Source organism: Aliishimia ponticola (assembly GCF_004803475.1).
Lineage (GTDB): Bacteria > Pseudomonadota > Alphaproteobacteria > Rhodobacterales > Rhodobacteraceae > Aliishimia > Aliishimia ponticola.
The window spans coordinates 168,498-193,731 of sequence record NZ_SRKY01000002.1 but is presented as its reverse complement, the minus strand read 5'-3'; the positions used below and the strand labels follow the sequence as shown (position 1 = coordinate 193,731).

Below are 25,234 nucleotides of genomic sequence, written 5' to 3'. Positions count from 1 at the left end.
CCCCATGGCTGACATGGAAACCCCGAAAGAACGCCCTGACCTGCCGCCCGCGGCGCAACGCGCTTTGTCCGAAGCGGCCGAACGCCGTGCCAAGGCCGAAGCAGAGGCCGCTGCGATGCCGAAGGAACTGGGCGGGCGCGATGGCCCGGAACCCGTCCGATACGGCGACTGGGAGAAAAAGGGCCTTGCCGTCGACTTCTGACGCGCCCCGCGACCTTTGGCCGCTTGGCCCCAGCGCCTTTGCAGTGGTCGAAACGCAAGGGCGGGACTAAAGCTGACACCATGACAGACACGTTGCCACCCTGCCCCGAATGCGGTTCCGCCTATACCTATGAGGCGGCCAGCCTGCTGATGTGTCCCGAATGTGGGCATGAATGGTCGCCAGGCGCCACCGCTGGCCCTGAAATCCGCGACGCGGTCGGCAATGTTCTGGCCGATGGCGACACGGTGACGGTCATCAAGGATCTAAAGCTCAAAGGCACGTCCAGCACGATCAAGGTCGGCACGAAGGTGCGCGGCATCCGGCTTGTCGAGGGCGATCACGACATCGACTGCAAAGTGCCCGGCCACGGCCAAATCGGGCTGAAGTCGCAATTCCTGAAGAAAGTGACCGGCTGACCCCGGCTTAAAGCGTTCGATACCAGAATTGCAGCGGCTTTGCGGTTTCTGCCGCCGCGCCCACATCTTTCCAGTCAAATTGCGCAATGACGCCATCCAGCGGCGCATAGCCGCGCGCGCGCCAGAACCCGTCAAGGGGCCGATATTCTGCCGGGCGTGCCGGATGGTCCTGCGGCCGCATCACGCTGCAAAAGGCGCTGGCCGTGAAACCAAGACGCCGCGCATGGGCTTCGCGATGATCGAAGAAGGCGTGGCCGAACCCTTGCCCACGATACCCCGGCAGCAGCACGCTTTCCGCACAATAGAATATCTGCGCCAAATCCAGACCGCTGTCATCGAAAGCAGCGGCGAAATCCTCTGCATGGTCGGCCAAAGGCGCGCCGGTCGACGCCCCGACAAGCCGCGCCCCATCAAACGCGCCCACGACGATCGCACGATCGCTTTCGGCATAGGGGCGCAGATACGCCTCCTCATAGGCCGCGTCCCCGTCATAGAGATAGGGCCAGTCGCGAAACACTTCGATCCGCAAACGCGCCACATCCGGCAACGCCGCGCTCAGGGCCGCCCCGGTCAGCGCCCGGACCCTCATCAGGCGACCTGCCGCATCCAATCCGCGAGATTGTAATAGGTCGTGACGCGGGTGATCTTGCCATCCGCCACGTCAAAGAACGACCCCGCGGGCAGACGGTAGGTCTGACCTTTCGCTTCAGGCAGTCCCGCATCGGTTTCCAGATAAGTGCCGTTGACGATGTATTCCGCCGCCGCGCGCGTGCCGCCTTGCGCCTCGAAGACGACCATACCGGTCAATTCCTCGCGGTAGCAGCGGCTCATATGGGCGCAAAACTCGGCAAAGAGCGTCTTGCCGCGGCGAATCTCGCCCTCGTTCACGTGATGGGCCACATCCTCGGACAAGCAGTCCAACATGCCGGGCACATCGCCAGCGTTGAACGCTGCAAAATAGGTTTCGATCACTGTCACGATTTGCTCTCCAATGGCGCGCCGAAGCGTTCGGTCAGCCGGTCTATGATTTGGTCACGCGCCATGCGGTAGTTTTCCAGCTTGGCCTCGCGGGTTTCGCCCAACCCCGTCGGATCGAGGATCGGCCAATACTCCACATCCAGATGGAAATAGCGCGTCAGCTCCAGGGCCCGGCGCTGGCTGGCCGGGGATAAGGCAATCACCAGATCGAAGGAGGACAGGTCATCGCCCCATTCTTCCATCTCATCGAAACTGCGCGAGCGGTGACGCGACAGTTCGACCCCCTTTTCCTGACACACGGCGATGCAGAATCCATCGATCTCCATATCGTTATGGACGCCGACCGACTGCACATAGGTGCCCGTGCCATAGAACTTCTTCATGATGCCTTCCGCCATCGGCGAACGTACCGCGTTATGGTCGCAGCAGAACAGCACCGACTGAGGAAGTCCGTTCATGGTTTAACCGCCGAAATGCAGCACGCAGATCAGGGTAAACAGGCGGCGGGCCGTGTCGGGGTCCATCTCCACCTTGCCTTCCAGACGTTCCTGCAGAACGCGGCTGCCTTCGTTGTGGATACCGCGCCGCGCCATGTCGATGGTCTCGATCTGGCTGGGGGCCGCTGTCTTCACCGCCTCGAAGTAGCTTTCGCAAATCTGGAAATAGTCCTTCACCACCTGCCGAAACGGGCTGAGAGACAGGTGGAACTCCGCCGCGCGCTCATCGGCTTCTGTGTTGACGTCGAAAACCAGCCGCTTGTCCCGAATGGACAGGCCAAGGTGGTACGGCCCCTCGGGAACGGCGCGGTCGTCGCGCGCTGGCAAGACGAAAGTGTTGTCCTCGAGCAGGTCAAACAGCGCAACCTTCCGCTCTTGCGCGATCTCCGGCGTGGGCGGCGGCAGGTTGGCGTCATCCAACTCGATCTGTGTAATCCGGGACATAAGTTACGACCTTTCGACCAACTTCGGCGTTTTGCATAACGGGTTGCCGCAGGCTGGGCAATCACGGATCAGCGATGACGCGGCGCGCGGCCGCAACCGCAGGGCGGGCTGTGCATTTCGCAAGCTGACCCGCCCGCCGCAGATGCGCCGCGTGCAGGATTACCGGTTCAGCTTGGATAGACGCGCCGTCACGGACAACCCGTGCGCCTCAAGGCTCTCGGAGGTGGCAAGCACCTCTGCCGCGGGGCCAATCGCACGCAGGCTATCTGCGCTCATCTTCGCCAGTGTCGTGCGCTTGAGAAAATCCATCACGCTGAGACCGGAAGAGAACCGCGCCGACCGCGCCGTGGGCAGCACGTGGTTCGGCCCGCCGATATAGTCGCCGATTGCTTCGGGCGTCCATTGCCCAAGGAAGATCGCGCCCGCATGGGTGATCTTCTCGGCCAAGGCGTCGGGATCGGCCACGCAAAGCTCCAAGTGTTCGGGCGCGATCCGGTCCGACAGCGCAGCCGCCTCATCCAAATCCCGCGCCACGATCACAGCGCCGTAGTCGCGCCAACTGATGCCAGCAATGGCGCGCCGTTCCAGTGTCTCAAGCCGTTTGTCCACCGCCTCGGCCACCGCCTTGCCAAACGCCGCATCCGTGGTGATCAGCAGCGACTGCGCGCTTTCGTCATGCTCGGCCTGGCTGAGCAAATCCAGGGCGATCCAATCAGGGTCATTGTCGCCATCGGCGATCACCAGAATTTCCGACGGGCCCGCGATCATGTCGATGCCGACACGTCCGAAAACCCGGCGCTTGGCGGCTGCGACAAAGGCATTGCCGGGCCCGGTGATCTTGTCGACCGCCGCGATGGTTTGCGTGCCGTAAGCCAATGCCGCAACAGCCTGCGCCCCGCCAATACGGTAGATTTCATCGACACCTGCGATCTGCGCCGCCGCCATCACCGCCGGGTTCACGGCGCCATCCGGGGTCGGCACGACCATCGCCAGACGCTGCACCCCGGCCACCTTCGCAGGAACCGCATTCATCAGCAGCGACGACGGATAAGACGCCAGCCCGCCGGGCACATATAGCCCTGCCGCCGAAACCGGTGTCCAGCGCCAGCCCAGCCTCGCGCCGCTTTCATCGGTCCAGCTTTCGTCAGAAGGCATCTGCCGTTCGTGATAGGCGCGAATACGTTCTTCTGCCAGAACCAGCGCCGCGCGCACCTCTTCGGGCGCATCGTCCGCCGCCGCCGCGACCTCCTCGGGCGTCATGCGCATGGTTTCTGGTGTCAGGGCGACACGGTCGAAACGTTCGGTCAGCTCCAGCACGGCGGCATCCCCGCGCGCCCGCACATCGGCGATGATCCCGGCGACGACATCATCGACATCGGGGCTGTCTTCGCGCTTGGCGTTCAACAAGGTTTGAAACTGCGCCTCGAAATCCGTTGCGGTCGTCTCAAGAAACTGCGGCATCTGGCTCTCTCCTGTCGTCACGCCTGCCGATATAGCTGCGACTGGCACATGTCCAGAACACCGGCCATTCGTCCCGTAAGAACACTGCGCGCGGCACGCGCGCTCCGTTTGGTTGAAGCTGGCAGGTGGTTAAAGCGTGTGGCCCGGCGCCATGCCCGAGGGCGCCTTATAGGGCCGGGTCACGTCGCGCAGCCCGGCTTCCAGCGCCTCCACTGACAGACGAATCGCGCCATCCCCGGCCAGTGTCAGAAGCACTTCACCGGCTGCGTCCTCGCCCGGCTCGAACGTGACGGACAAAAGCGAAAGGATGACATCCTTGTCCGACCGGTCCAGCCCTTGGCTTGCCACGCTCAGCACATTTTCGAAGACCAGCACGGATTGCACCCGTTCAGGCGCGTGCCTTTGCTTTCCTTCGTCTTCCCAGCGGAACCGGTTCACCAGCAGCGCGAATTGCCGCTTGCTGGCCCGCCAAGCGATTTCCGTCACGGGAAACACGGCATCCTGAACCAGCGTGGAGATCACCTTCAAATCCTCGGCGTCCAGTGCGCCAAGGTTCAGTGGCGCCTCGCGCCCGTCTTCAAACCGTGCGTCCTCGCTCATTCGCCCGAAATCCGTTCGATCTTGGCGCCGACGCCGGAAAGCTTGCGCACCACATGTTCGTAACCACGGTCAAGGTGATACACCCGCGCCACGCGAGTCTCCCCCTCGGCCGCCAGACCGGCAAGGATCAGACTGACGCTTGCCCGCAGGTCCGTCGCCATCACTGGCGCCCCCTTGAGCCGGTCGACGCCCGTCACCTTCGCTGTCCCGCCATGCACGTCGATCTGCGCACCCATGCGCATCAGCTCCGGCGCGTGCATGAAGCGGTTTTCGAAAATCTTTTCTTCCAGAACCGAGGTTCCTTCGGCGGTGCAAAGCAGCGCCATCATCTGCGCCTGAAGATCCGTCGGGAAACCGGGGAAGGGTTCGGTCGTCACATCGACCGCCTGAATCCGGCCGTTTTTGCGCCGCACCTTCAGCCCCGCTTCGGTTTCTTCGACCGACACGCCCGCCGCGTCCAGCTTTTCCACGAAAGCCGACAGCAGTTCGATCCGCCCCCCCAGCAATTCGACCTCGCCGCCGCAGATCGCGGGGGCAAGCATGTAGGTGCCAAGTTCGATCCGGTCCGTGACCACCTGATGCGTCGCCCCGCCCAGCCGATCGACGCCCTGGATGGTGATGGTCGATTCGCCCTCGCCTTCGATCTGCGCGCCCATCGCCCGCAGGCAGCGCGCAAGATCCACGATCTCCGGCTCGCGCGCAGCATTTTTCAGAACTGTCGTTCCCTTGGCGAGCGTCGCCGCCATCAGCGCGTTTTCCGTCGCACCGACGCTGGCAAAAGCGAAATTCACTTCGCCGCCTTTCAACCCGTTCGGGGCCTTGGCGTGCACATAGCCGTCTTTCAACTCAAGCTCTGCGCCCATGGCTTCCAGCGCCTTGAGGTGCAGATCAACCGGCCGCGCCCCAATGGCACAGCCACCCGGCAGCGAAACTACCGCGTGACCGAAGCGCGCCAGAAGCGGCCCCAGCACCAGAATCGACGCCCGCATCTTGCGCACGATGTCGTATTCCGCCGTCTGACTGGTCAGGGCATGGCTCGACAATGCCAGAACCCGGCCATCGGCGAGGGAAGAGACCTCTGCCCCCAAGGACTGCAACAGCGTCGTCATCGTGCGGATATCGCTGAGTCGCGGCGCATTGGTCAGAGTCAGCGGCTCATCGCTCAGCAATGTCGCCGGCATCAGCGTCAAACACGCGTTTTTCGCGCCCGCGATCGGGATTTGCCCGTTAAGCGGGCCGTTGCCCGTGACCAGAATGCTATCCATCTTGCTCGTCCTTGCCTGTCTTTTCCGCGCCCGAGGCCGCCATTTGTTGCGCAGAACGCGCCTTGGCCTGCGCCTTACGCCGGGCCATGTTCGCTTTCAATGCCGCCTTGAGCCGTGCTTCGCGGTCCGGCTGCTTTTTGCCCGTGCTCTTATCTGCCATGCCGCCTTGTTAACGCAGGGGGCAAAAACCGTCCAGATAGCCCTTGCACGGTTCTGCGAATGCCGCTACATGCGCGGGCCACGGGATCTGGCTGCAGTAGCTCAGTGGTAGAGCACTCCCTTGGTAAGGGAGAGGTCGGGAGTTCAATCCTCCCCTGCAGCACCATCCCCTTTCCCCGCATAAAGAAATCGCCAGTCAGAAGCGCGACGCGCGGGCTATGGCGCAAGCCGGTCTTGGCAATGGTGCGCCGCCCCGCTTTGAACGGGGCGACTTGAATTGCGGGTAAGTGCGGTCAGCCCCGCAGGGACGCTTCGCGAATCTGACTAAGGGTTTGGCGCGGGGTGATCGCCTCTGCCGCGACGTTCAAATCCAGCACTGCACCGCTCGGCGCGGCGAGGGCGCGTTCAAAGGCGGCGGCGAAATCTTCCGTCCGCTCCACCCGCTCGCCGTGAAAGCCATAGGCCTGCGCCAGTTGAGCGAAATCTGGGCTGACCATATCGGTGCCAGAGACTCGTCCCGGATATTGTCGCTCCTGGTGCGCGCGAATCGTGCCATAGATGCCGTTATTGACCACCAGAACAATGGGCTGTGCCCCGGCCTGTGCCGCGGTTGCGAGCTCTTGGCAGTTCATCTGGAAATCACCGTCACCGGCAAAGCAGACGACGCATCGGTCCGGGGCGGCGACCTTGGCAGCAATTGCGGCGGGCAGGCCATAGCCCATCGCCCCCGATTGCGGGGCCAGCAGCCGCGCCTCCGGCCCGAATTTGAAGAACTTGTTCGGCCAGACGGTGAAATTCCCTGCCCCGTTGGTCAGGATCGCATCGGCGGGCAGCACCTCGCGCAGATGGGCGGTGACGGCGACCATATCCACCGGCGATGGCTGCGCCGGAGCATCGAACCCGGCCTCGAACCCCGCACGGGCTTCTGCGCGCCATGCGGCCCACTCCCCGGTAACAGGCTGCAATTGTGCGGCAAAACCATTATGGCCCGCATGAATGCCCAGGCTCGGCACGTAGATCTTGCCGATCTCCGCGTCCGAGGCATGGACGTGAATCAACGCTTGGCGCGGCACAGGCACATCCAGCAAGCTGTAGCCATCGGTCGTCATTTCCCCGAAGCGCAGATTGAGCGCGAGGATGACATCCGCCTGCGTGATCAGCCGTTTGACGTTGGCCGGCATTCCGACACCGGCCTCCCCCGCATAAACCGGCGAGAAATTGTCGAACTGGTCCTGATACCGGAACGCGCAGATGACAGGAATATCCGATGCTTCTGCAAAGGATTGCAGCGCGGCGCGCCCGTCTTCCGTCCAATTCGCACCGCCCATCATGATGAGAGGGCGCTTGGCCGCGCGCAGCATGTCCAGAGCCTCGCCCACGGCCGCATCCGGCGCAACCGGCGATGTCAGGCGCAGCGGGGCCGCAAGCGGGGCCACATCGCTTTGGGACGACAACATGTCTTCGGGCAGCGCGATGACGACCGGACCGGGCCGCCCGCTGACAGCAACGCTCCAGGCGCGGGCGACGATTTCGGGAATGCGGTCGATGCGGTCAATCTCAACCGCCCATTTGGCGACAGTGCCGAACATCGCGCGGTAGTCGATTTCCTGAAACGCTTCGCGCCCCTTCATATCCGTTCCGACCTGACCGACGAAAATCAGCATCGGCGCGCTGTCCTGCATCGCCGTATGCACCCCGATGGACGCATTGGTGGCCCCGGGCCCGCGCGTGACAAAGCAAATGCCCGGCGCGCCGGTCAGCTTGCCCCAAGCCGCCGCCATGAAGCCCGCGCCGCCCTCGTTCCGGCACAGCACGAAATCGAACGCGCCGCCCGTGTCATGCATCGCATCCAGCGCCGCGAGATAGCTTTCGCCCGGCACCCCGAAGCATTTCCGCGCGCCCAGCGCCACAAGGCTTTCCACAAGGATTTGCCCGCCGTGTCTCATCTTTTGCCCTTTCCGCATGGATTGGCGCCAACCTGCCGCGCGCATCCGAAAGTGGAAAGCCCAAAAGAGCAACACCCCGCAGCGCGGCGGGGTGCTTTGATCCAGAACGGGTTCGGATCAGAAGGTGAAGAAATCTTCTGTCAGCCCATCATCCGCCGAAATCCGTTCCAGGAAGACAAGCTGCAGCGCATCGGTGCCTGTGTCGCCATCGTGGTCAGCCACCAGCCAGGACGAATTGCGCACCCCTTCCAACGCGATCAACCCGGTGGAAAGCGCCGTGGTCAGGTCGGTGTTCATCTCGGCAAGGATGCCGGTGATATCCAGCAGATCGCCATCGTCCAGCGAGAAATCCTCGACCGTGTCGCCCGCCTCTGCGATGCTGGAGAAAACGAAGATATCCGCGCCCGCGCCGCCGTTCAGTTCATCGATCCCAGCGCCGCCGTTCAGGATATCGTCGTTGGAGTTGCCTTGCAGCTCATCCCTGCCCGCACCGCCATTGAGAATGTCGTTGCCTGCTTCGCCCCGAATATCATCGTCGCCATCGCCGCCATCGACTACATCCGCACCAATTCCGCCACGGATGTCATCATTGCCTGCGCCGCCTTCCAGCGTATCGTCGCCATCATCACCGTAAATCTTGTCGATGCCGTCGCCGCCATGGATCGTGTCGTCGCCTTTGCCGCCATAAAGCTTGTCATTGCCCGCGCCGCCATCGACCACGTCGTTCCCGTCATCGGCATAGACCTTGTCATTGGCATCGCCCGCATCGACCACATCATCGCCAGCGCCGGCCCGAACGGTGTCGATTCCGCCGCCGGAGGAAATGATGTCGTTGCCCATGCTGGTATCGATCTTGTCGATCCCGGCCCCGGTCGTGACCTGATCGGCGCCATTGCCCGATTGGATCGTATTGTTGCCATCGCCCGCATTGATCACGTCATCGCCAGACCCCGCAGAGATCGAATCGACCCCATCGCCGGTGGTGATGATGTTGTCGCCTTCGCCCGCCGAAATCTTGTTATTCCCGGCCCCGGCGTTGATCTGATCCGCGCCCGAACCCGTGGTGATCTTGTCGGTGCCGGAGCCAGCTTCGATGATGTTGTCACCGCCCTTGTCGGTGATCTTGTTCGTGCCGTCGCCCACATCGATGTAATCGGCCCCGGCATCGGTCTTGATCGTGTCATGGCCTGCGCCGGTCACGATTTCATTGATGCCGCCTGTGTCGGTAATCTGGTTGTTGCCGCTGCCTGCATTGATCACATCGTTGTTTCGGCCGGTGGTGATCTTGTCCTTGCCGCTGCCCGAGGTGATGGAGTTGACGCCATCGCCCGCGACGATCTTGTTGTCGCCATCGCCTGCATCGATCACGTCATCGCCTGCCCCGACGCGGATCGTGTCGCGCCCGCGCCCCGCGGTGATCGCATTATTGCCGCTTGTCGCGGTGATCTGGTTGTCCCCGTCGCCGGCATCGATCACGTCATCGCCTGCGCCAGCGTTGATCTTGTCCTTGCCGGAGCCTGCAACAATCGTGTCATCGCCGCCAAGCGTGTCGATCTTGTTGATGCCATCGCCCGCATCGACGGTGTTGTTGCCCGCGCCAGCCTTGATCGTGTCTGCGCCGGAGCCTGATGTGATGATGTCGTCACCACCGTCGGCATAGACACTGTTGGTCCCCTCCCCGGCATCGATCTGGTTGTCGCCCTCATCGCCGTAGATCTTGTCGTTCCCGGCGCCGCCATCGATCACATCGTTCCCCGCACCGCCGTAGATCTTGTCGTTCCCGGCCCCGCCATCGATCACGTCATCGCCGTTGCCGCCATAGGCTTTGTCGTTGCCAGCCCCGGCCAGCAGCGTGTCGTTCCCGTCCTCGCCGTAAAGGCAGTCATGCGCGTCACCGCCATCGACGGTGTCATTGCCCGCACCCCCATAAAGCTGGTCGTTCCCGGCATTGCCCGAAATGCTGTTATCCGCTTCATTGCCAAAGCCTTTATCCTTGCCGGACCCGAAGATCAGGTTCTCGATGGTGGTCCCCGACGCGATGTAAAGCGCCTTGCCATCGATCTTGCCGCGCACGCCGGATTTCAGCGATACGAAGGTCGGCGTGTTGACCGCGCTGATATCCAGCGTATCGGTGCCGCCATCCGTATCTTCGATAGTCCCGGCGGCCAGCGTCCAGTTGTCGCCGAAATCAGCGCCAATCACGTAAACATCGTCACCCGTCGCGCCACCGGTATCGCCGCCCTCATCGCCGCTGTCGTCACCGGTATCGGGATCGACGCCCGTGCCTTCGATATCAAGGATCGCGTTCATATCCGCATTTGGCGTCAGCCCTTCAAGCACCGCCAGTTCGATCTGGTTGCCGCCGTGGTTCAGCATCAGCAGGGCACCGCCTGACGTGGACTCGAGCGTGAACACCCCTTCGGCGATCGGATCGCTGCCCGCATAGCCAATTGCAGACAAAAGGTCCGACACATCGATCTTGTCACCCTGCGCCAGCGAAAAATCGGTGATCGTGTCCCCCGCATCGGCGACGGCATCGTACACGAACAGATCCGCGCCGGTTCCGCCGGTCAGCGCGTCAGCCCCCGCCCCGCCGATCAGCGTGTCGTCACCGCCTTCGCCAAAGATCACGTCATCCCCGCCACCGCTGGACAGGATGTTATTCGCATCATTCCCGATGATGTAATCGTCGCCATTACCGGTGATCGCATTCTCGATCACCGTGTTGCGCCCGATAGAAAAGTTGCCAACCCGCCCGTTCAGGTCGGAATAGGTTTCCTCCACAAGGCTGAGCGTCTGGTTGTAGAACCGGCTTCCAAGGTCGATCGTATCCTCGCCATCGCTGTCCACGATGGCCACCGCATGGGTGCCCGCAAGGTCCATGCCGAACTGGGTCAGGTCAGTATTGTCGCCATAAGTGGTGTCGCCGACGCGCACATTCGTTGGCGTGCCGTACAGTTCCTGAATCGCCGCAATATCCCCCAGTTGCAGTGTCGCAAGGTACATATGCGTCGCGTCTGTCCAGGAATTTTCCGATTGCGAGAAGTACGACATGACCGACGTTTGCCAGCTGTCATTGGCATAGCCCGCGTCCCGGTCATAATCCGCGCTACCGTTATAATCGCCAGTGTGGCCAAGACCCAGCGCATGGCCGATCTCGTGCATGAAGGTCTGCAGGTAATAGTCGCCGTAATTGGCCCAGGAGCTGTGGATGTTGATGTTGGAATACAGAATATGCCCGCCCGACACCGGCGAGGAGGCATAAGCCCCAGAACTGGTATCGTCGAACCGGAAATCCGCTTGTGTTTCCGTCGTTTCAACGAAGTTTAGCCCGCTCACCGCCGACCACGCCTCAAACGCGTCGCGCGCCGTTTCCGCGCCATAGCTGGTCAGCTTGGTCACGTTGTAGGTCAGCGTGTCGCCCGTCTGCACGTCGAAGTGCCGCGACACAGTACCGAAATCGCCCCAGAACCCGTCAATCAGGTAGTCCGCGATCTGGTCATAGTCATAGACCTGCTTGCCGCCGGAAACTGCGATATCGCCGGTTTCCAAGTTGCCGCTTGTGTGAGTGTCAGAAGAGGTGCTGTTCGGGTCGAGCGCTTGGCAGAGGGTGCACATGGGTCGGGTCCTCGGTTCAGAAAGGCTGGAATTACAGAGGGATGTCGGAAATCACGGCCAGTTGACGCCCGAAATCGCGCAGCATTTCTGCGTTGAGCGGGGCATCAATGACGGAAAGATCAATCACCGGGCCTTCGCCGGTGGCGCCATCACGCAGGGTCCAGGCAATTTGGCCGGACAGGTGGTGAGCGCTCGTTTTGTGAACCACAAACCGCAACAGGATGGAAAGCCCGCCTGACGCCTGATCGACCAGCCGCACATCGCGCCCGGCAGACATCTCTTTCAGGCCCTCGCGCATCCCTTCGCACACAGGCGTCTGATGCGGGTCGTCACACAGGATGCCGATCGAAACCGAGGCCGCAGAACCTGCCATGGCAGCCGTGCTAAGCGACAATACCAAGGTGGTCACAGGCCAGACGGCGCACTTGCCGAAAAAGGTCATGGGGGGAGGTCCAGAAAAAACGGTTGGAACTATTGGTTGAAGTTCGCGCCGTTCTGGCTGCTGAAAGACTCACTAAACCGGCATGAGGTTAAATCGTGGGCAGCATTCGGACGAAATTATGACATTCGCGCCTGCGCGCCGCGTGGCGGTGCCTGAAAACAGTCCGGACGCGGGTTTCAGGACCGCTGGCATTGGCTGTCATCTCGGGCTACATCCGGGCGACGGACCCCAGATTGAAGCGTCACGAGAGGCAAACATGGAACAGGCGGAGGGAAGCTGGTCGGATTGGCTTGCGGATCGCAGCCTGCGAACGGTGATCGGCGCGGCCCGTTGCCTGCCTTACGAGTCCCGCGTGCGCAGCTTTGGAAAGTTGGTCGAACAAGGCATCGCGCCGATGATCGGTTATCGCAAGCGAGCCGAAGAGCAGCTTTCGCTGATTTATCCGGAACGCAGCGATGAATGGCGTCAACGTACCGCCGCGCGGGTCTGCAACAATTTTGGCCGCACCTTCATCGAAAACTACTCGCCCGCCGGGTTCGCCAAGGCTGTCGAACGGTCGGTGGTCTCGGGCGAGGGGCTTGCGCATCTGAAAGCCGCAAACGGGCGTCCGGTGCTGTTCATCACCGGTCATTTCGGCAATCACGAGGCCCCGCGCATGGCGCTCACCCAGCGCGGGTACAGGATTGGCGGGCTCTATCGGCCGATGTCGAACCCCTATGTGGAAGCGCATTACAAGCAGACCATGCTTTCCATGTCGGGCGACGTATTCGCACAAGGCCGACGCGGCACCATGCAATTCGTGCGGATGCTGCGCGATGGCGGTATGGGCACACTGTTGTTCGACGTGCGCGCAACAGCCTTTCCGCGCATGGACTTCCTTGGTCACCCGGCCCACACCGCGACCTCTGCCGCCGATATTGCCCTGAAGCTAGAGGCGCTGGTCATCCCCTATTTCGCGACCCGCACCGCCGATGGCGTGACCTTCGACATCGCCATCGAAGCGCCCGTTCCGCTGACCGATCAAGCCACCATGATGCGCGAAATGACGGCGCGGCTCGAAACCCGCATCCGGGCAAACCCCGAACAATGGTTCTGGGTACACAGGCGCTGGAATTGACCCCGCCCCCCGTGTCATATCGGGGCAAACGCACGAGGACATGCAGATGAAAATCGCCAACAGGGACATCGGCCCGAACCATCCGCCGCTGGTCATCGCCGAAATCGGGATCAACCATAACGGCTCGCTCGACGTGGCCAAGGAAATGGTCCGGCTTGCCGCGGCGTCGGGCTGCGAGATGATCAAGCACCAGACGCATATCGTCGAAGACGAGATGACCGAAGAGGCCAAGCAGATCTTCCCGCCCAATGCGGATGTGTCGATCTGGGAGGTCATGGAGCGTTGCGCCCTGTCGCGCGAGGATGAGGCGGAACTGAAGCGCTATTCCGAAGAGCTCGGGATGATCTGGATTTCCACGCCCTTCTCCCGCGCGGCCTGCGATTTCCTCGAAACGCTGGATGTGCCCGCCTACAAGATCGGGTCGGGTGAGGCCGACAACCTGCCGCTGATCCGGCATATCGCATCCAAGGGCAAACCGGTGATCATGTCGACCGGGATGCAGTCCATCGACACCGTGCGCGCCTCTGTCGCCATTCTTGACGAGGCGGGCATCGACTATGCCCTTCTGGAATGCACCAATCTCTATCCCTCCCCTGCCGAAATCGTTTCGCTGCGCGGCGTGACGGACCTGAAGGCAGCCTTCCCGAAGGCGGTTGTCGGGTTCTCGGACCACTCCATCGGGCCGGAAATGGCGCTGGCCTCGGTCGCGCTTGGGGCGTGTATTCTGGAACGGCACTATACCGATACGCGCTACCGCATCGGACCGGATATCGCCTGTTCGATGGACCCGAGCGAGCTGCGCCACCTGATCGACCGGTCCAAGGAAATCTGGATCGCGGCCAACAACCCGAAGGAACGGACAGCCTCCGAAGAAGCGGTGTATCGCTTTGCCCGCGCCTCCGTCGTTGCCGACAAGGACCTGCCAGAGGGCCATACCATCACGGAATCCGATATTTGGGCGCGCCGCCCCGGTTCGGGCGAAATTCCGGGCTATGAATTCGACAAGGTCGTGGGCAAGACCCTGACCCGCGCGGTGACGCGCAACACCCAACTGACCTGGGCAGATCTGAAGTAAGGCGGGGCCAGCACGCGCTGGTGCCATCCGCCCGTAGGGTGCGCTTCAGCGCACCCCGCCGCCAAGCTCATCGGATGTCCAGCAGCCCCTCATCGGCCCAGCCGCGCACGATCTCCCCTTCGCGGTCGAAATCATGGGGCGTCTTGTAGCCTTCAGGATTGTAATAGGTCGCCGTTTTCCCGAAATCGAAACCGAACAGCGCGATTTCCTCGGCCTGTTCCAGCCGGATCAGCCAAGAGATCGCCATGAATCCAGAGGACGGGCGCCGCCCGATCAGATTCCGATCCGCCAGCCACCACTTGAACGGATAGAACAGCGTCCGCGCCACATTATCCGCCCCGAAAAACAGGTAGTGCCGCATCTTCGGGATCAACATCAGGAAGTAATCCGGATCGAATTTCTGGATCACCTCGGTTTCGCTCAACTCCGGCGTCAGTCCGACCATATCCGTCCGGCTGCCCTGCGACGCGGTATCGACCACGAAGCCTTTGTTCAGCCGGATGATAACGTCGAACCCGTCGATCTCGCTGCCCTGCTCTTTATGGAACAGACTGCGCGCATTGCCGACAATGGCGACCCGCTTACCCGCAATCAGCGAAGCCATGCGCGCATTGGATCCCGATTGCAGCTTGATCGCCCAACCGCGCGGAGCCAGCCACAAGTAGCGGCGTGGCCAGGCAATGACCTTCGCCCAATTCATCCGATATCGCCACCATATCGCTGCCAGTAATCCACCGCCCAAGGCACGCGCCCGCGCCCCCAATGCGGACCGATTCCCCAGATGCCCTTATGCACCAGATCAATGGGCCGCGGCTCTCCGTGGAAGGCCAGAACGCGACATTGCGGCCCGGGCGGGTTGGGATGTTTGACAAGCCCCATCAGCACTGGCTGACGCAGATGCCACTTGAAGCTGACCACCCATTCGCGCGGCCAATAGGCAAGCCCGCCATCGATTTCGCCTTGCAGATAGACCTGCTCAATCCGGTATTTCGCGACCATCCCATCGTGATCGGCCATGAACTTGTCATAGACCTCCGGATGTTGGCCCGCCGTAAAGGCAAAGATCGAGGTCATCGCCTTCGGCTCTGCATTGGCGTCCGGGTTGCGCCAGTTCTCGGAACTGTCGATCACAAGCACGTCGCCCGGGGCCTCGAACAGCACATCCAGCGGGCCGGTCACGATACTATCGAGATCAAGGAACAGGCAGCGCCCGGTGATGTCGTAAAGCTCGCGCTGGAAAACGGTCAGCTTGGCCCAGCCACCTTTCTTCCAGTTGAACTCCGACAGGCCCATATCGGGGATCGGGAATGTCTCCACCCCCGGCACGATCCCGGTCGTGTCATCGGTCAGGCAGATGAAGCGGAAATCGCCGCTCAGGTTCTCCCGCACGACATTATAGAGCACGTTCACATAATCGGGCCCATATAGCGTGCCCCATTTCATGCAGATGACGTTCCGTTCCATATGCCCTGCCCGGTTAAAGATTTACTCTTCCTTATACCGACCGGGTGTCGGCCAAAAGATCAATCGCATGGACTGAAATCCGCAGTATTTTGCCAATTGGGGCTTTGGATTTGGCGCGCAGATGTTACATGACCCCCCTGATCAATCGCGAAAGACGTGACCATATGGCCAATCTGAACCCCGTGAAAGCGCTTAAAGCATGGGAAAAAAGCCTGCACCAGAAGTACAACACGGACTTTTCGACGCCTGAAAACCGGCGCAAGGCACAGTTTTACATCGATTGGCTGGATCACGCGGTGCTGCGTCGGCGCTGGACCAATGAGGAAGAGATCGTGCCCGGGGTCTGGCGGTCGAACCACCCGACCGAAGAGCGGTTTCGCGAGATTTCCAAGCGCGGGATTTCGACCATCCTGAACCTGCGCGGCACGCCGCAACGCCCGATCTATGTGCAGGAAGTGATGCTGTGCCAGGAACTTGGCCTGAAACTGATCGACGTGCCGATGTCTGCCCGCGCCGCCCCGCGCAAGGACACGCTCGCCAACCTGATCGACGTGTTTCGCAAGATCGAACGCCCCTTCCTGATGCATTGCAAATCGGGGGCTGACCGCACCGGTCTGGCCTCCGCGATCTATTTGATGGAGATCGAGGGCAAATCCCTGTCGGATGCCAGCAAGATGCTGTCGCCGCGCTATTTGCATTTCCGGCAGTCGAAGACGGGTGTGCTGGACCGCGTTCTCGAAGCCTATGCCCCGTTTGAGGGCAAAAAGTCCTTCGAGGAATGGGCCCGGGATGACTATGAACCGCAGCAGGTTGCCTGATACGGCGGCTTGACCTATAGCCAAATGGCTTTGGCTCAGGTGGGTGATATGGCGCGTAAATTGCTATTCGTGACAGGGACGCGGGCCGATTTCGGCAAGCTGGAACCTCTGGCGGCAGAGGCGCGCGATGCCGGGTTCGAAATCAGCTTTTTCGTGACCGGCATGCACTTGCTCGAACGCTATGGCCTGACCAAGCTGGAAGTGCAGCGTTTTGAGGGCGCGCAAGTGCATGAATTCCTCAACCAGCGCCCTGGCGATCCGCAAGATATCGTTCTGGCCAAGACCGTCACCGGGTTTTCCGATTTTCTGGCCGAACATCAGCCTGATCTTGTCATCGTCCATGGGGACCGGATCGAAGCATTGGCGACCACAATCGTCTGCGGCACGAACAACATCCGCTGCGCCCATGTGGAGGGCGGCGAAGTGTCCGGCACGATTGACGAGGTTTTCCGCCACTGCAACACCAAGCTGGCCCATAGCCATTTCGTCAGCTCCGACGTCGCCGCCGACCGGGTGCGCCGCATGGGCGAAGACACCGCAGCGATCCATGTCATCGGCTCGCCCGAGCTTGATTTCCATTCGCGCCCATCTGGTGTGACACTGGAGGAGGTCAAAGCCCGCTATCAGATTCCCTTTGACGAATTTGGCATTTGCACGTTCCACCCGGTCACGTCCGAACAGGCCAATATGGCCGATCAGGCGCGCTCCCTGTTCGAGACGATTACCGCCTCGGGCCGTAACTTCGTCGTCATCCTGCCGAATAACGATCCGGGCGCAGAGGGCATTCTTGAGGCCATCGCCGCCCTGCCGCAGGATCAATTTCGCGCCTATCCCTCGATGCGGTTTTCCTACTTTTCCGAATTGATGAAACACGCCGCCTGCATGGTCGGAAATTCCTCCGCCGGTGTGCGTGAGGCCCCGTTTCTTGGCATCCCGTCGCTTGATGTTGGCACCCGCCAGACAAACCGCGCCGCAAGCGATTCCGTCACCGTCTGTTCTGCATTCGACACCGATACCATCGCGGATTTCCTTGCGAATAACTGGGGCCAGCGTCATGCGCGCCATAGCGGGTATGGCGAAGGCCGCGCCGCGACCCGCTTTGTCGAGGTGTTGAACACCCCTGAATTCTGGTCGCGCGGGCTGCAAAAGGTCTTTCATGACCCCGGCTAAACTGCCACTGCGGGCCTATATGCTGGCGACCCGCGCGCTGCACCCTCTGGCGCCGTTGCTGCTGCGTCGTCGCCTGAAACGCGGCAAGGAAATGCCGGGCCGGTGGCGCGAGAAACTGGGCCACGCAACCCTGCCGCGCCCGCACGGCACGCTGATCTGGCTGCACGCTGTCGGACTGGGCGAGACTCTCGCCTTGCGCGGCCTGGTCGATCAGATGGCACAGCTGTCCCCCGATGAGCATTTCCTGATCACCTCCGGCACTCGCGCCTCCGCCGAAGTGCTGGAACGCAATATGCCCAACCGCACGCTTCACCAGTTTCTGCCCATCGACACGCCCGGCTACGCGCGCCGTTTTCTGGACCACTGGCAGCCCGATCTGGCGATCTGGGCCGAACAAGAAGTCTGGCCCGGCCTTGTCTTTCAGACCGATCAGCGTGGCATCCCGCTTGCCATGGTCAATGCCCGGCTGGACGAAGCGGCGTTCACGGCCCGTAGCAAGGCCCGCGGCGTCTATTCCGACATCCTTGGGCGGTTCGCGCTGCTCTCTGCACAGGATGCTGCGAGCGCGGTGCATCTGGAACAGCTTGGCGCGGCGGATGTGCGTGTCGACGGCTCTCTCAAACCGGCGGCACCTGCATTGACCGCAACGGCGGAGGATCTGGAACGGTTGCGCATCATCACTGCCGACTCCAAGGTTTTTCTGGTGGCCTCGTCCCATGCAGAGGACGAACGCGAGGCGCATCGCGTCGCAGTGACCTTGCCGCGCGATTGGGTAACCGTCATCGTCCCGCGCGAGCCGGAACGCGCATCTGGCCTGCTTCAGCAATGGGGCGACGACGCCTGCCCCTTGGACGCGGCCAACACGGCGGCCCGGATCATCGTCGATGGCCGGTTTGGGACACTGGGCGCATGGTATCGCCTTGCGGAGATCGCCCTGATCGGCGGCAGCTTTGGCCCCGTCGAAGGCCACAACCCATGGGAAGCCGCCACCTTGGGCGCGGCCATCGTCAGCGGGCCCAGAACCGCGAATTTTGCGATCGATTACAAGATGTTGCGCGAAGCGAATGCCTGCTATGCCGCGACAGATGCGGACAGCTTGCGCAGCGCCGTACTGGCAGAGGATCACAAGACCCGCGCCGACGCCGCACAGGACATCACACAGCGCCAAGCAGCACGGATCGCGACGCTGGCGCAGGACGTAACCGCGTTGCTTAGGACCGCGCGATGAACAGTTTCCCATCCACGCGGCTTCGGTTCTTCATGGTGTTCTGGCGGTTGGTCTGGGTCGTCGGTCTGCCGATCATCCTGATCTATCTGTGGCGGCGCGGCAGACGCGACCCGCTTTATGCAAAGCACATGGCAGAGCGGTTCGGACAATACGCACCCGTATCCGGCGAGCATGTCTGGATTCACGCGGTCAGCCTTGGTGAAATGCGATCCGCCCTGCCATTGACGCGCGCCCTTCTGGACCGGGGGGAGCAGGTGGTGACAACCCACTTCACCCCCGCAGGGCGCCGCGAAACCGAACGCGCCTTTCCCGACGAAGTCGCAAGCGGACAGTTGCGGCCCGTTTGGGTTCCTTTCGACGACCGACGCGCCTATCGCCGGTTTTTCAAGACGTTCCGCCCGAAATATGGCTTGGTGATGGAGGTCGAACTCTGGCCTGGCATGATCATGTCTTGCCATGCACAAGGCGTGCCCTTGTATCAGTGCAATGGGCAGTATCCGACGCGCAGCTTTGAGCGGGACAGGGATAAATGGCTGTCCCGCGTCCAATTGGTGCCCGGCCTTGCCGGGGCGATGGTCAAGAACAAGGTGCAAGCCGACCGCTTCCGCAGCATCGGCCAGACCAATGTCGCCATCACCGGCGAATTGCGCTTTGATCAAGCCGTGCCAGAAACGCAGCGCCACGCGGCCGACCGCGTGCGCCCCCGCTTGGCGGGCAGTCGCCCCGTCGTAACCTTCGCCAGCGTCGTCAAAGGCGAGGACGCCGCTTTCCTGAAAGCCATGCGCATGGCTTTGACCCATGCCGAAGAAACCGGCGCGCCCCGCCCCTTCTTCGTCTATGTCCCCCGCGCCCCGGAACGCTTCGACCAAACTACCGAGCTACTGGAAAATGCGGCCCTCAACACAATACGCCGCAGTATGGCACTGAACGACGCCTTCGACCCTGCATCTGATATGTCCGGCGCGGATGTGCTGCTTGGTGACAGCCTGGGCGAGATGTTCTTCTACCTTGGCCTGTCGGATCAGGTCGTCGTGGGCGGCGGGTTCGTGGCGCAAGGATCGCATAACATCATTGAACCTTTGGTGATGCATAAGCCGGTCATCGTCGGCCCGGAAATCTGGACCATTGAGTTTCCCGCATATGAGGCGATCGAAGCGGGCGTTTGCCGCCAGCTCTCCGCTGATGACCTGGGCCCCGCGCTGTCTCAGCCCGCGCCGCAACCCGACATCAACGGCTTTCTTGCAACCCATGGCGGTTCGGTAGACAAGATTCTTGCAGCAATCGATGCGTTTCAAACCGGGAAAGGCGCAGCATGACCGAACCGACCATTCTTGTTCTGGGATCGGGCTCCATCGGGACGCGCCATGCGGACAACATCGAGGCGCTTGGCGCGCGGGCAGATCGCGTCTCTTTGCGCGCTATGGGGCAGGATGGCGTGCTGCGCCATATCGAAACCGCAGACGCGCAAGGTGCCGTGATCGCGACGGCCACCCAATTGCGGTTGCCTCTTGTCACCGCCTGCGCCGCGCGCGGCCTGCCGGTCTATATCGAAAAACCGCTCGCCTATCGCCCCGAAGAGCTTGCTGCGCTTTACGATGCGCTGGCCCCGATTTCCGATCGTTCCATGGCCGGGTTCATGATGCGCTATCACCCGCTGTTGCCTGCCTTGCAGGAGGCGGTGCAGGCCGCGCAGGTCTATCGGTTCGACGCCGAGATCGGGCACGATGTGACCCAGTGGCGGCAGAACTGGTCTTTTGCCGAGAGTTACGCCGCGCTGCCCGAAGGCGGCGGGGTTCTGCTTGATCTGTGCCACGAACTCGACCTTGCCCATGTGCTGTTTCCAGACAGTGCGGTGAAGGACGTGCTCAGCCTTGGTCATTCCCGTTTCCCCGGTGTCGACATGGCGACACAGATCGAACTGGCCGGACCCAGCGTGACGGGCAGCGTTTCGATGGACTACCTGTCGCCGGTCTCTCTCCGGCGGATGCGCCTGCGCGGGCAAAGCGCGGCGATAGAGGTCGACATGCTGGCCAGTCGCTTCACCACCTACCGCCCGGATACCGCCCCGGACATCACTGAAAAACCGTTTGAGCGGAATACCATGTTCATGGACGCCATGCGCGACTTCCTCGCCCTGATCGCCGGGCAGGCACCGTCGGCAGCAGCACCGCGGGTTGAACTGGCCCGCCTCTCCTGCGAGAAAATCGCAACTGCATGGGCCACACGGTCCTTCACGGGAACCATCGAAAAGGAGTTCGCATGATCCTTGGTCATATCGGTGTGCGCAAAGGCTCCAAAGGGGTGCCGCGCAAGAATTTCCGCGAGTTGTGCGGCAAACCCCTGATCGACTGGTCGCTGGATCAGCTTCTGGCCAGCACGCGGGTGGATGCTGTCGTCGTGTCCACCGATGATCCCGAAATCTACGATCACGCGATCGCCAAGGGCACGCTGGAAATCGGGCTGCGCCCGGATCATCTGGCCACAGATGGCGCGGGCAAGTGGGGCGTCTGGCAGCACGCGCTTGAGGTGTCCGAAGAAAAGCTTGGCCAGCCTGTGACGGCGTTTCTCGACCTGGATTGCACCGCCCCGATGCGCGCGCCGGAAGATATCGGCAATGCGCTTGATCTGTTCTTTGCCCAGCGCCCCGACATGGTGATGTCCTGCTGCGAGGCGCGCAAGAACCCCTATTTCAACCTGGTGGAAGAGGACCAGTCGGGGATGCTGCACGTGTCCAAGCCACTGCCCGGCGGTGTGGTCGCGCGCCAGCAAGCGCCGCAGGTTTGGGAACATGCCGCGTCGACCTATGTGGTGGACCCCGCCTATCTGCGCCGCGCCAACGGCATTTTTCAGGGCCGCGTGATCCCATATATCATGCCGCCAGAGCGGTGCATGGATATCGACACACCGCTGGATTTCGAAATCGTGGAATTTCTCATGTCGAAAAGGATCGCCGCCCATGACTGATCTGTCAGATCGCACCATCTTCATCACCGGGTCAGGCGGTGTTCTGGGTTCGACCTATGTGCGCCGGATGCTGGAGGCCGGAGCGCGCGTCATCGCCACCGACCTGCCCGGCCATCGGGCCGAAGCGCTGCAAGACACCCATGGCGATCACGAAAACTTCGGGTTCTACGAACTGGATGTCGGCATCGAAGATCAGGTCACCAAGGTGTTTCAGCGCGTTCTCGAAGACGGTTGGAAACCCAACGTGGTGCTGAACAATGCGGCCATCACCGGCGAGATGCTGATGGGCGCGGGCAAACCTTTTCCCGATTTCGCCGATACCAGTGTCGAGGATTTCGAACGCACCATGCGCACGAACCTCACGGGCGCATTCATGGTCGCGCGGCAGATGGATCGCGATATCGTTGGTAAATGGCCCTGCACGCTGGTCAATGTCGCGTCGATGTATGCGCTGAACGGGGCGCATCACCCGATCTATGACGGAATGCCTTTCAAGAATTTCTCTGCCTATGGCGTGTCCAAGGCGGGTATTCACGGGCTGACCGTATGGCTCGCCGGGTATTGGGCCGGGCGGCAAGCCACCGTCAATACCATCGCGCCGGGTGCGGTGTTCAATGGCCATTCGGAAGAGTTCCAGCGCCGCGTCGGCGAGTTGATCATGGCCAATCGCATGGCCCAGCCCGATGAGATTGCAGATGTCATGCTGTTCCTCAGTTCCGCGCAGGCGGGCTACATGACCGGGCAACTGGTGAATGTGGATGGGGGTTTCAGCGCTTGGTAGCCGGCGCAGTTACCTTACGTCGCGCAGGCTTGTTTCAGCAGGGAGCTTGCGCCTAGGCTGTTCTCGGATCGCGGGTGGGAATCGCGGCCATAGGGAGGACATCCATGACGCATTCTGACGCGCCCGCTACGGGACGCGCGGCGCTGACACTGGAAGAAGCCGTCGCAAAAGTCACATCCGACGAACCCGCCTTCGCCCTGACGGAGGCCGAAATTCGCGGCGTGACCTACAAGGTTTTCAAGAACGCTCCGCCCCATTTGCGCGCCTTGATGGAGGCAAGCCGCGCAAGCATGGACAACGGCGCGGCGGAATATCTGGTGTTCGAGGGGCGCCGCTGGACCTATGATGCATTCCGCGCCGAGGTGTATCGCCTTGCCCATGCACTGGAAACCAAGCTTGGGGTGACGCGCGGCACCCGTGTTGCGCTGGCGATGCACAATTGCCCCGAACTGCTGTTCGGCATGATGGCGATTACGTCTTTGGGCGGCGTGGTGACATTCCTCAATGCGTGGTGGACCACCGAAGAGCTTGGCTACGCACTGGAAGACAGCGGCGCACAGATCGTTCTGGCGGATAGCCCGCGCGTTGCCCGACTTGCCCCGCTCGCAGGGTCGATGGACCTTACCGTGATCGGTGTGCATGACGGCGAAGCGACCGCGCCACAATCGCTGACCGATCTTGTTGCCGGGATTGAGAAAACCGATCCCCCCGAGGTCGAGATCGACCCGGATGACGATATGTCGATCATGTATTCCTCTGGCACGACGGGCCACCCCAAGGGCGTTGTGCAGACCCACCGGGGCGCGACGAATGCGGTGTTCACGTGGCTGATGCAATTCGTGATGGCCCCGCTGATGGACCCGACTATCGACCCGGACAGCCGCCCGCGCCCGGCCGGCCTTATCGTCACGCCGCTGTTCCACGTTACAGCCACACATCCCGTGTTCCTGTTGTCACTTCCTGCGGGTGCCAAAATGGTGATGATGGGCCGATGGGATGGCAAACGCGCCGCCGAGATCATTCGCGACGAGGGCATCACCCGCTTTCTGGGCGTGCCGACACAGTGCGAAGACCTCCGCCAAGCGGCGCTTGAGATGGGGCTGTCGCTGGAAACGCTCGACTACATGGGATCCGGCGGGGCCAAGCGCCCGGCCGCACAAGTCCCCGACCTTGCCAAAGCCTTCCCCAATGCGCAGGTCGCCACGGGCTGGGGCATGACAGAAACGAACGCGGTCGGGATCGGCATGATCGGCGAGGAATACGAAGCCAAGCCCGGCGCGGCAGGCCGCCCGCACCCGCCGCTTCAGGAATATCGCTTTCTGGACGATGCCGGTCACGACGTTCCGCGCGGCGAAATCGGGGAAATCACCGTCAAAAGCCCCTGCAACATGCGCGAATATCTCAACCAGCCCGCGGCCACCGCCGAAGTGCTGAAGGACGGTTGGCTCAGCACCGGCGATCTTGGGTATATGGACGAGGATGGCATCATCTTCATCGTTGACCGCAAGAAGAACATCATCATTCGCGGCGGCGAGAACATCGCCTGTCTGGATGTGGAAGGTGCGCTGCACAGCCACCCCGCCATTGTCGAGGCCTGTGCCTTTTCCGTGCCGCATGACCGTCTGGGCGAAGTCGTCGGTGCTGGCGTACAGATCCGGCCCGGGCACAGCGTCACGGCCGAGGATATCCAGACCTACCTCAAGGATCACATCGCGCATTTCAAAATCCCCGAACATCTTTGGCTGTTCGACGAACCGCTCCCTCGGGGGACAACCGATAAACTGGAAAGGCGCGGGCTACAGGCCCAGTGCCTCACAACACTGAAGGAGCAGGCCGGTGTTTGATTTGACCGGAAAGGTGGCGCTTTTGACCGGGGCGTCCAAGGGCATGGGGCTGGAAATGGCCAAGGCCCTCCACACCCAAGGCGCGACGGTGGTGATCTCCGCGCGCAAGCAGGACCAACTGGACACGGCCCGTGCCGAGATCGGCGCGCGCGCCCATGCGGTCAGCGCCAATATGGCCGAAAAAGAGCAGATCGAAGCGTTGGTCGCAAAAACCCGCGAGATCGCAGGCCCTATCGATATCCTGGTCGGCAATGCTGGCGTGAACCCCTATTACGGCGCAACCTCCGGCATTCCCGATGATGCCTATGACAAGACGATGGAGGTCAATGTCCGCGCCAACCAATGGCTGGCGAACATGGTGGTCAGCGATATGGAAACGGCAGGCGGCGGTGCGATGATGTTCACCTCGTCCATCGGTGCGTTCAAGGCATCCGATACGCTGGGCACATATGGCATGTCCAAACTGGCACTGATCGGGCTGGTGCGGAACATGGCGATGGAATGGGGTCCGCTTGGCGTGCGCGTCAATGCGATCTGTCCGGGGCTGGTCAAAACCGATTTTGCCCGCGCCCTGTGGGACGATCCGAAAACCGAGGAACGCATCAACAAGAGCATCCCGCTGCGCCGTCTGGGCGAGCCGGATGATTTCGGCGGCGTGGCGGTGTTCCTCGCTTCCGATGCAAGTAAATACGTCACCGGGCAGGCGCTGACCGTCTGCGGTGGCTCCAGCATGTGGGCCTGAAAC

Annotated in this window: 26 protein-coding genes and 1 tRNA gene; 14 read left to right on the top strand and 13 right to left on the bottom strand. The window is 61.8% G+C overall.

The genetic code is table 11. From position 1 onward, the window contains the following. Window positions 1–4 precede the first annotated feature (4 nt). Entirely contained in the window at window positions 5–202 is a 198-nt protein-coding gene (locus tag E4Z66_RS07300) for a DUF1674 domain-containing protein (RefSeq protein ID WP_136462346.1), read from the top strand. Between the two features lie 80 nt (window positions 203–282). Beyond that, entirely contained in the window at window positions 283–618 is a 336-nt protein-coding gene (locus E4Z66_RS07295; protein WP_136462345.1) for a zinc ribbon domain-containing protein YjdM, read from the top strand. Between the two features lie 7 nt (window positions 619–625). Here the strand turns inward: E4Z66_RS07295 and E4Z66_RS07290 are convergent, their stop codons facing one another. From E4Z66_RS07290 to E4Z66_RS19635, 8 genes are all read right to left on the bottom strand, one after another. Further along, window positions 626–1,207: a GNAT family N-acetyltransferase gene (locus E4Z66_RS07290; RefSeq protein ID WP_136462344.1), complete on the bottom strand. Its 582-nt coding sequence runs from the start codon at window positions 1,205–1,207 to the stop codon at window positions 626–628. After that, window positions 1,207–1,596, bottom strand: coding sequence for a ketosteroid isomerase-related protein (locus E4Z66_RS07285; protein WP_425456117.1), 390 nt, complete (start codon window positions 1,594–1,596; stop codon window positions 1,207–1,209). Before E4Z66_RS07285 ends, E4Z66_RS07290 begins: the two co-directional genes overlap by 1 nt. After that, entirely contained in the window at window positions 1,593–2,054 is a 462-nt protein-coding gene (locus E4Z66_RS07280; protein ID WP_136462342.1) for an arsenate-mycothiol transferase ArsC, read from the bottom strand. The genes E4Z66_RS07285 and E4Z66_RS07280 overlap by 4 nt, the downstream gene beginning before the upstream one ends. 3 nt (window positions 2,055–2,057) lie before the next feature. Further along, window positions 2,058–2,537: a UPF0262 family protein gene (locus E4Z66_RS07275; RefSeq protein WP_136462341.1), complete on the bottom strand. Its 480-nt coding sequence runs from the start codon at window positions 2,535–2,537 to the stop codon at window positions 2,058–2,060. Between the two features lie 159 nt (window positions 2,538–2,696). After that, window positions 2,697–3,998: a histidinol dehydrogenase gene (gene hisD, locus E4Z66_RS07270; protein WP_136462340.1), complete on the bottom strand. Its 1,302-nt coding sequence runs from the start codon at window positions 3,996–3,998 to the stop codon at window positions 2,697–2,699. A 129-nt stretch (window positions 3,999–4,127) separates the two neighbouring features. Beyond that, complete coding sequence (locus E4Z66_RS07265; protein ID WP_136462339.1) at window positions 4,128–4,598, bottom strand: DUF2948 family protein; 471 nt, start codon at window positions 4,596–4,598, stop codon at window positions 4,128–4,130. Next, window positions 4,595–5,863, bottom strand: coding sequence for a UDP-N-acetylglucosamine 1-carboxyvinyltransferase (murA, locus tag E4Z66_RS07260; RefSeq protein WP_136462338.1), 1,269 nt, complete (start codon window positions 5,861–5,863; stop codon window positions 4,595–4,597). Before murA ends, E4Z66_RS07265 begins: the two co-directional genes overlap by 4 nt. After that, window positions 5,856–6,023, bottom strand: a complete 168-nt coding sequence (locus E4Z66_RS19635) for a hypothetical protein (protein WP_168797743.1) — start codon at window positions 6,021–6,023, stop codon at window positions 5,856–5,858. The genes murA and E4Z66_RS19635 overlap by 8 nt, the downstream gene beginning before the upstream one ends. A gap of 90 nt (window positions 6,024–6,113) precedes the next feature. Between E4Z66_RS19635 and E4Z66_RS07255 the strand changes: the two genes are divergently transcribed. Continuing rightward, a tRNA-Thr gene (locus E4Z66_RS07255) sits at window positions 6,114–6,188 on the top strand. Between the two features lie 127 nt (window positions 6,189–6,315). Here the strand turns inward: E4Z66_RS07255 and E4Z66_RS07250 are convergent. The 3 genes from E4Z66_RS07250 to E4Z66_RS07240 all read right to left on the bottom strand — a co-directional run bounded on the left by E4Z66_RS07250 (window position 6,316) and on the right by E4Z66_RS07240 (window position 12,028). Further along, window positions 6,316–7,968, bottom strand: a complete 1,653-nt coding sequence (locus E4Z66_RS07250) for a thiamine pyrophosphate-dependent enzyme (protein WP_136462337.1) — start codon at window positions 7,966–7,968, stop codon at window positions 6,316–6,318. Between the two features lie 117 nt (window positions 7,969–8,085). Then, the gene (locus tag E4Z66_RS07245; RefSeq protein WP_136462336.1) at window positions 8,086–11,586 is read right to left on the bottom strand and encodes a M10 family metallopeptidase; all 3,501 of its coding nucleotides are present in this window, start codon (window positions 11,584–11,586) and stop codon (window positions 8,086–8,088) included. 31 nt (window positions 11,587–11,617) lie between these two features. Further along, window positions 11,618–12,028, bottom strand: a complete 411-nt coding sequence (locus E4Z66_RS07240) for a hypothetical protein (protein ID WP_136462335.1) — start codon at window positions 12,026–12,028, stop codon at window positions 11,618–11,620. A gap of 256 nt (window positions 12,029–12,284) precedes the next feature. Here E4Z66_RS07240 and E4Z66_RS07235 point away from each other — a divergent pair, with 256 nt between their 5' ends. Beyond that, window positions 12,285–13,145 (top strand): lysophospholipid acyltransferase family protein, encoded by an 861-nt coding sequence (locus tag E4Z66_RS07235; protein ID WP_136462334.1) that lies wholly within the window; start codon window positions 12,285–12,287, stop codon window positions 13,143–13,145. A gap of 46 nt (window positions 13,146–13,191) precedes the next feature. Beyond that, window positions 13,192–14,220: an N-acetylneuraminate synthase family protein gene (locus E4Z66_RS07230; RefSeq protein WP_136462333.1), complete on the top strand. Its 1,029-nt coding sequence runs from the start codon at window positions 13,192–13,194 to the stop codon at window positions 14,218–14,220. Window positions 14,221–14,287: 67 nt separating this feature from the next. Here the strand turns inward: E4Z66_RS07230 and E4Z66_RS07225 are convergent, their stop codons facing one another. Both E4Z66_RS07225 and E4Z66_RS07220 read right to left on the bottom strand, forming a co-directional pair. Beyond that, window positions 14,288–14,920: a glycosyltransferase family 29 protein gene (locus E4Z66_RS07225; protein WP_136462332.1), complete on the bottom strand. Its 633-nt coding sequence runs from the start codon at window positions 14,918–14,920 to the stop codon at window positions 14,288–14,290. Next, window positions 14,917–15,684: a glycosyltransferase family protein gene (locus E4Z66_RS07220; protein ID WP_136462331.1), complete on the bottom strand. Its 768-nt coding sequence runs from the start codon at window positions 15,682–15,684 to the stop codon at window positions 14,917–14,919. Before E4Z66_RS07220 ends, E4Z66_RS07225 begins: the two co-directional genes overlap by 4 nt. 164 nt (window positions 15,685–15,848) lie before the next feature. Between E4Z66_RS07220 and E4Z66_RS07215 the strand changes: the two genes are divergently transcribed. The 9 genes from E4Z66_RS07215 to E4Z66_RS07175 all read left to right on the top strand — a co-directional run bounded on the left by E4Z66_RS07215 (window position 15,849) and on the right by E4Z66_RS07175 (window position 25,231). Continuing rightward, a complete protein-coding gene (locus E4Z66_RS07215; protein ID WP_136463053.1) occupies window positions 15,849–16,502 on the top strand; it encodes a fused DSP-PTPase phosphatase/NAD kinase-like protein in 654 nt (217 codons plus the stop codon). A gap of 48 nt (window positions 16,503–16,550) precedes the next feature. Further along, a complete protein-coding gene (neuC, locus tag E4Z66_RS07210) occupies window positions 16,551–17,672 on the top strand; it encodes a UDP-N-acetylglucosamine 2-epimerase (protein WP_136462330.1) in 1,122 nt (373 codons plus the stop codon). Beyond that, window positions 17,659–18,900: a 3-deoxy-D-manno-octulosonic acid transferase gene (locus tag E4Z66_RS07205; protein WP_136462329.1), complete on the top strand. Its 1,242-nt coding sequence runs from the start codon at window positions 17,659–17,661 to the stop codon at window positions 18,898–18,900. The genes neuC and E4Z66_RS07205 overlap by 14 nt, the downstream gene beginning before the upstream one ends. Further along, window positions 18,897–20,216, top strand: coding sequence for a 3-deoxy-D-manno-octulosonic acid transferase (locus E4Z66_RS07200; protein ID WP_136462328.1), 1,320 nt, complete (start codon window positions 18,897–18,899; stop codon window positions 20,214–20,216). The genes E4Z66_RS07205 and E4Z66_RS07200 overlap by 4 nt, the downstream gene beginning before the upstream one ends. Then, the gene (locus E4Z66_RS07195; protein ID WP_136462327.1) at window positions 20,213–21,163 is read left to right on the top strand and encodes a Gfo/Idh/MocA family protein; all 951 of its coding nucleotides are present in this window, start codon (window positions 20,213–20,215) and stop codon (window positions 21,161–21,163) included. Before E4Z66_RS07200 ends, E4Z66_RS07195 begins: the two co-directional genes overlap by 4 nt. Beyond that, the gene (locus E4Z66_RS07190) at window positions 21,160–21,864 is read left to right on the top strand and encodes an acylneuraminate cytidylyltransferase family protein (RefSeq protein WP_136462326.1); all 705 of its coding nucleotides are present in this window, start codon (window positions 21,160–21,162) and stop codon (window positions 21,862–21,864) included. Before E4Z66_RS07195 ends, E4Z66_RS07190 begins: the two co-directional genes overlap by 4 nt. Further along, complete coding sequence (locus E4Z66_RS07185; RefSeq protein WP_136462325.1) at window positions 21,857–22,645, top strand: SDR family NAD(P)-dependent oxidoreductase; 789 nt, start codon at window positions 21,857–21,859, stop codon at window positions 22,643–22,645. Before E4Z66_RS07190 ends, E4Z66_RS07185 begins: the two co-directional genes overlap by 8 nt. A gap of 104 nt (window positions 22,646–22,749) precedes the next feature. Beyond that, complete coding sequence (locus E4Z66_RS07180) at window positions 22,750–24,489, top strand: AMP-binding protein (RefSeq protein ID WP_136462324.1); 1,740 nt, start codon at window positions 22,750–22,752, stop codon at window positions 24,487–24,489. Further along, entirely contained in the window at window positions 24,482–25,231 is a 750-nt protein-coding gene (locus E4Z66_RS07175; RefSeq protein ID WP_246035922.1) for an SDR family NAD(P)-dependent oxidoreductase, read from the top strand. The genes E4Z66_RS07180 and E4Z66_RS07175 overlap by 8 nt, the downstream gene beginning before the upstream one ends. Window positions 25,232–25,234: the final 3 nt, after the last annotated feature.

What these genes read in the sequence shown, in the direction of transcription:
- E4Z66_RS07300 (WP_136462346.1), top strand. Translation starts at nt 5, where the DNA reads ATGGCTGACATGGAAACCCCGAAAGAACGCCCTGACCTGCCGCCCGCG.
- E4Z66_RS07295 (WP_136462345.1), top strand. Translation starts at nt 283, where the DNA reads ATGACAGACACGTTGCCACCCTGCCCCGAATGCGGTTCCGCCTATACC.
- E4Z66_RS07290 (WP_136462344.1), bottom strand. Translation starts at nt 1,207, where the DNA reads ATGAGGGTCCGGGCGCTGACCGGGGCGGCCCTGAGCGCGGCGTTGCCG.
- E4Z66_RS07280 (WP_136462342.1), bottom strand. Translation starts at nt 2,054, where the DNA reads ATGAACGGACTTCCTCAGTCGGTGCTGTTCTGCTGCGACCATAACGCG.
- E4Z66_RS07275 (WP_136462341.1), bottom strand. Translation starts at nt 2,537, where the DNA reads ATGTCCCGGATTACACAGATCGAGTTGGATGACGCCAACCTGCCGCCG.
- hisD (WP_136462340.1), bottom strand. Translation starts at nt 3,998, where the DNA reads ATGCCGCAGTTTCTTGAGACGACCGCAACGGATTTCGAGGCGCAGTTT.
- E4Z66_RS07265 (WP_136462339.1), bottom strand. Translation starts at nt 4,598, where the DNA reads ATGAGCGAGGACGCACGGTTTGAAGACGGGCGCGAGGCGCCACTGAAC.
- murA (WP_136462338.1), bottom strand. Translation starts at nt 5,863, where the DNA reads ATGGATAGCATTCTGGTCACGGGCAACGGCCCGCTTAACGGGCAAATC.
- E4Z66_RS19635 (WP_168797743.1), bottom strand. Translation starts at nt 6,023, where the DNA reads ATGGCAGATAAGAGCACGGGCAAAAAGCAGCCGGACCGCGAAGCACGG.
- E4Z66_RS07250 (WP_136462337.1), bottom strand. Translation starts at nt 7,968, where the DNA reads ATGAGACACGGCGGGCAAATCCTTGTGGAAAGCCTTGTGGCGCTGGGC.
- E4Z66_RS07245 (WP_136462336.1), bottom strand. Translation starts at nt 11,586, where the DNA reads ATGTGCACCCTCTGCCAAGCGCTCGACCCGAACAGCACCTCTTCTGAC.
- E4Z66_RS07240 (WP_136462335.1), bottom strand. Translation starts at nt 12,028, where the DNA reads ATGACCTTTTTCGGCAAGTGCGCCGTCTGGCCTGTGACCACCTTGGTA.
- E4Z66_RS07235 (WP_136462334.1), top strand. Translation starts at nt 12,285, where the DNA reads ATGGAACAGGCGGAGGGAAGCTGGTCGGATTGGCTTGCGGATCGCAGC.
- E4Z66_RS07230 (WP_136462333.1), top strand. Translation starts at nt 13,192, where the DNA reads ATGAAAATCGCCAACAGGGACATCGGCCCGAACCATCCGCCGCTGGTC.
- E4Z66_RS07225 (WP_136462332.1), bottom strand. Translation starts at nt 14,920, where the DNA reads ATGAATTGGGCGAAGGTCATTGCCTGGCCACGCCGCTACTTGTGGCTG.
- E4Z66_RS07220 (WP_136462331.1), bottom strand. Translation starts at nt 15,684, where the DNA reads ATGGAACGGAACGTCATCTGCATGAAATGGGGCACGCTATATGGGCCC.
- E4Z66_RS07215 (WP_136463053.1), top strand. Translation starts at nt 15,849, where the DNA reads ATGGCCAATCTGAACCCCGTGAAAGCGCTTAAAGCATGGGAAAAAAGC.
- neuC (WP_136462330.1), top strand. Translation starts at nt 16,551, where the DNA reads ATGGCGCGTAAATTGCTATTCGTGACAGGGACGCGGGCCGATTTCGGC.
- E4Z66_RS07205 (WP_136462329.1), top strand. Translation starts at nt 17,659, where the DNA reads ATGACCCCGGCTAAACTGCCACTGCGGGCCTATATGCTGGCGACCCGC.
- E4Z66_RS07200 (WP_136462328.1), top strand. Translation starts at nt 18,897, where the DNA reads ATGAACAGTTTCCCATCCACGCGGCTTCGGTTCTTCATGGTGTTCTGG.
- E4Z66_RS07195 (WP_136462327.1), top strand. Translation starts at nt 20,213, where the DNA reads ATGACCGAACCGACCATTCTTGTTCTGGGATCGGGCTCCATCGGGACG.
- E4Z66_RS07190 (WP_136462326.1), top strand. Translation starts at nt 21,160, where the DNA reads ATGATCCTTGGTCATATCGGTGTGCGCAAAGGCTCCAAAGGGGTGCCG.
- E4Z66_RS07185 (WP_136462325.1), top strand. Translation starts at nt 21,857, where the DNA reads ATGACTGATCTGTCAGATCGCACCATCTTCATCACCGGGTCAGGCGGT.
- E4Z66_RS07180 (WP_136462324.1), top strand. Translation starts at nt 22,750, where the DNA reads ATGACGCATTCTGACGCGCCCGCTACGGGACGCGCGGCGCTGACACTG.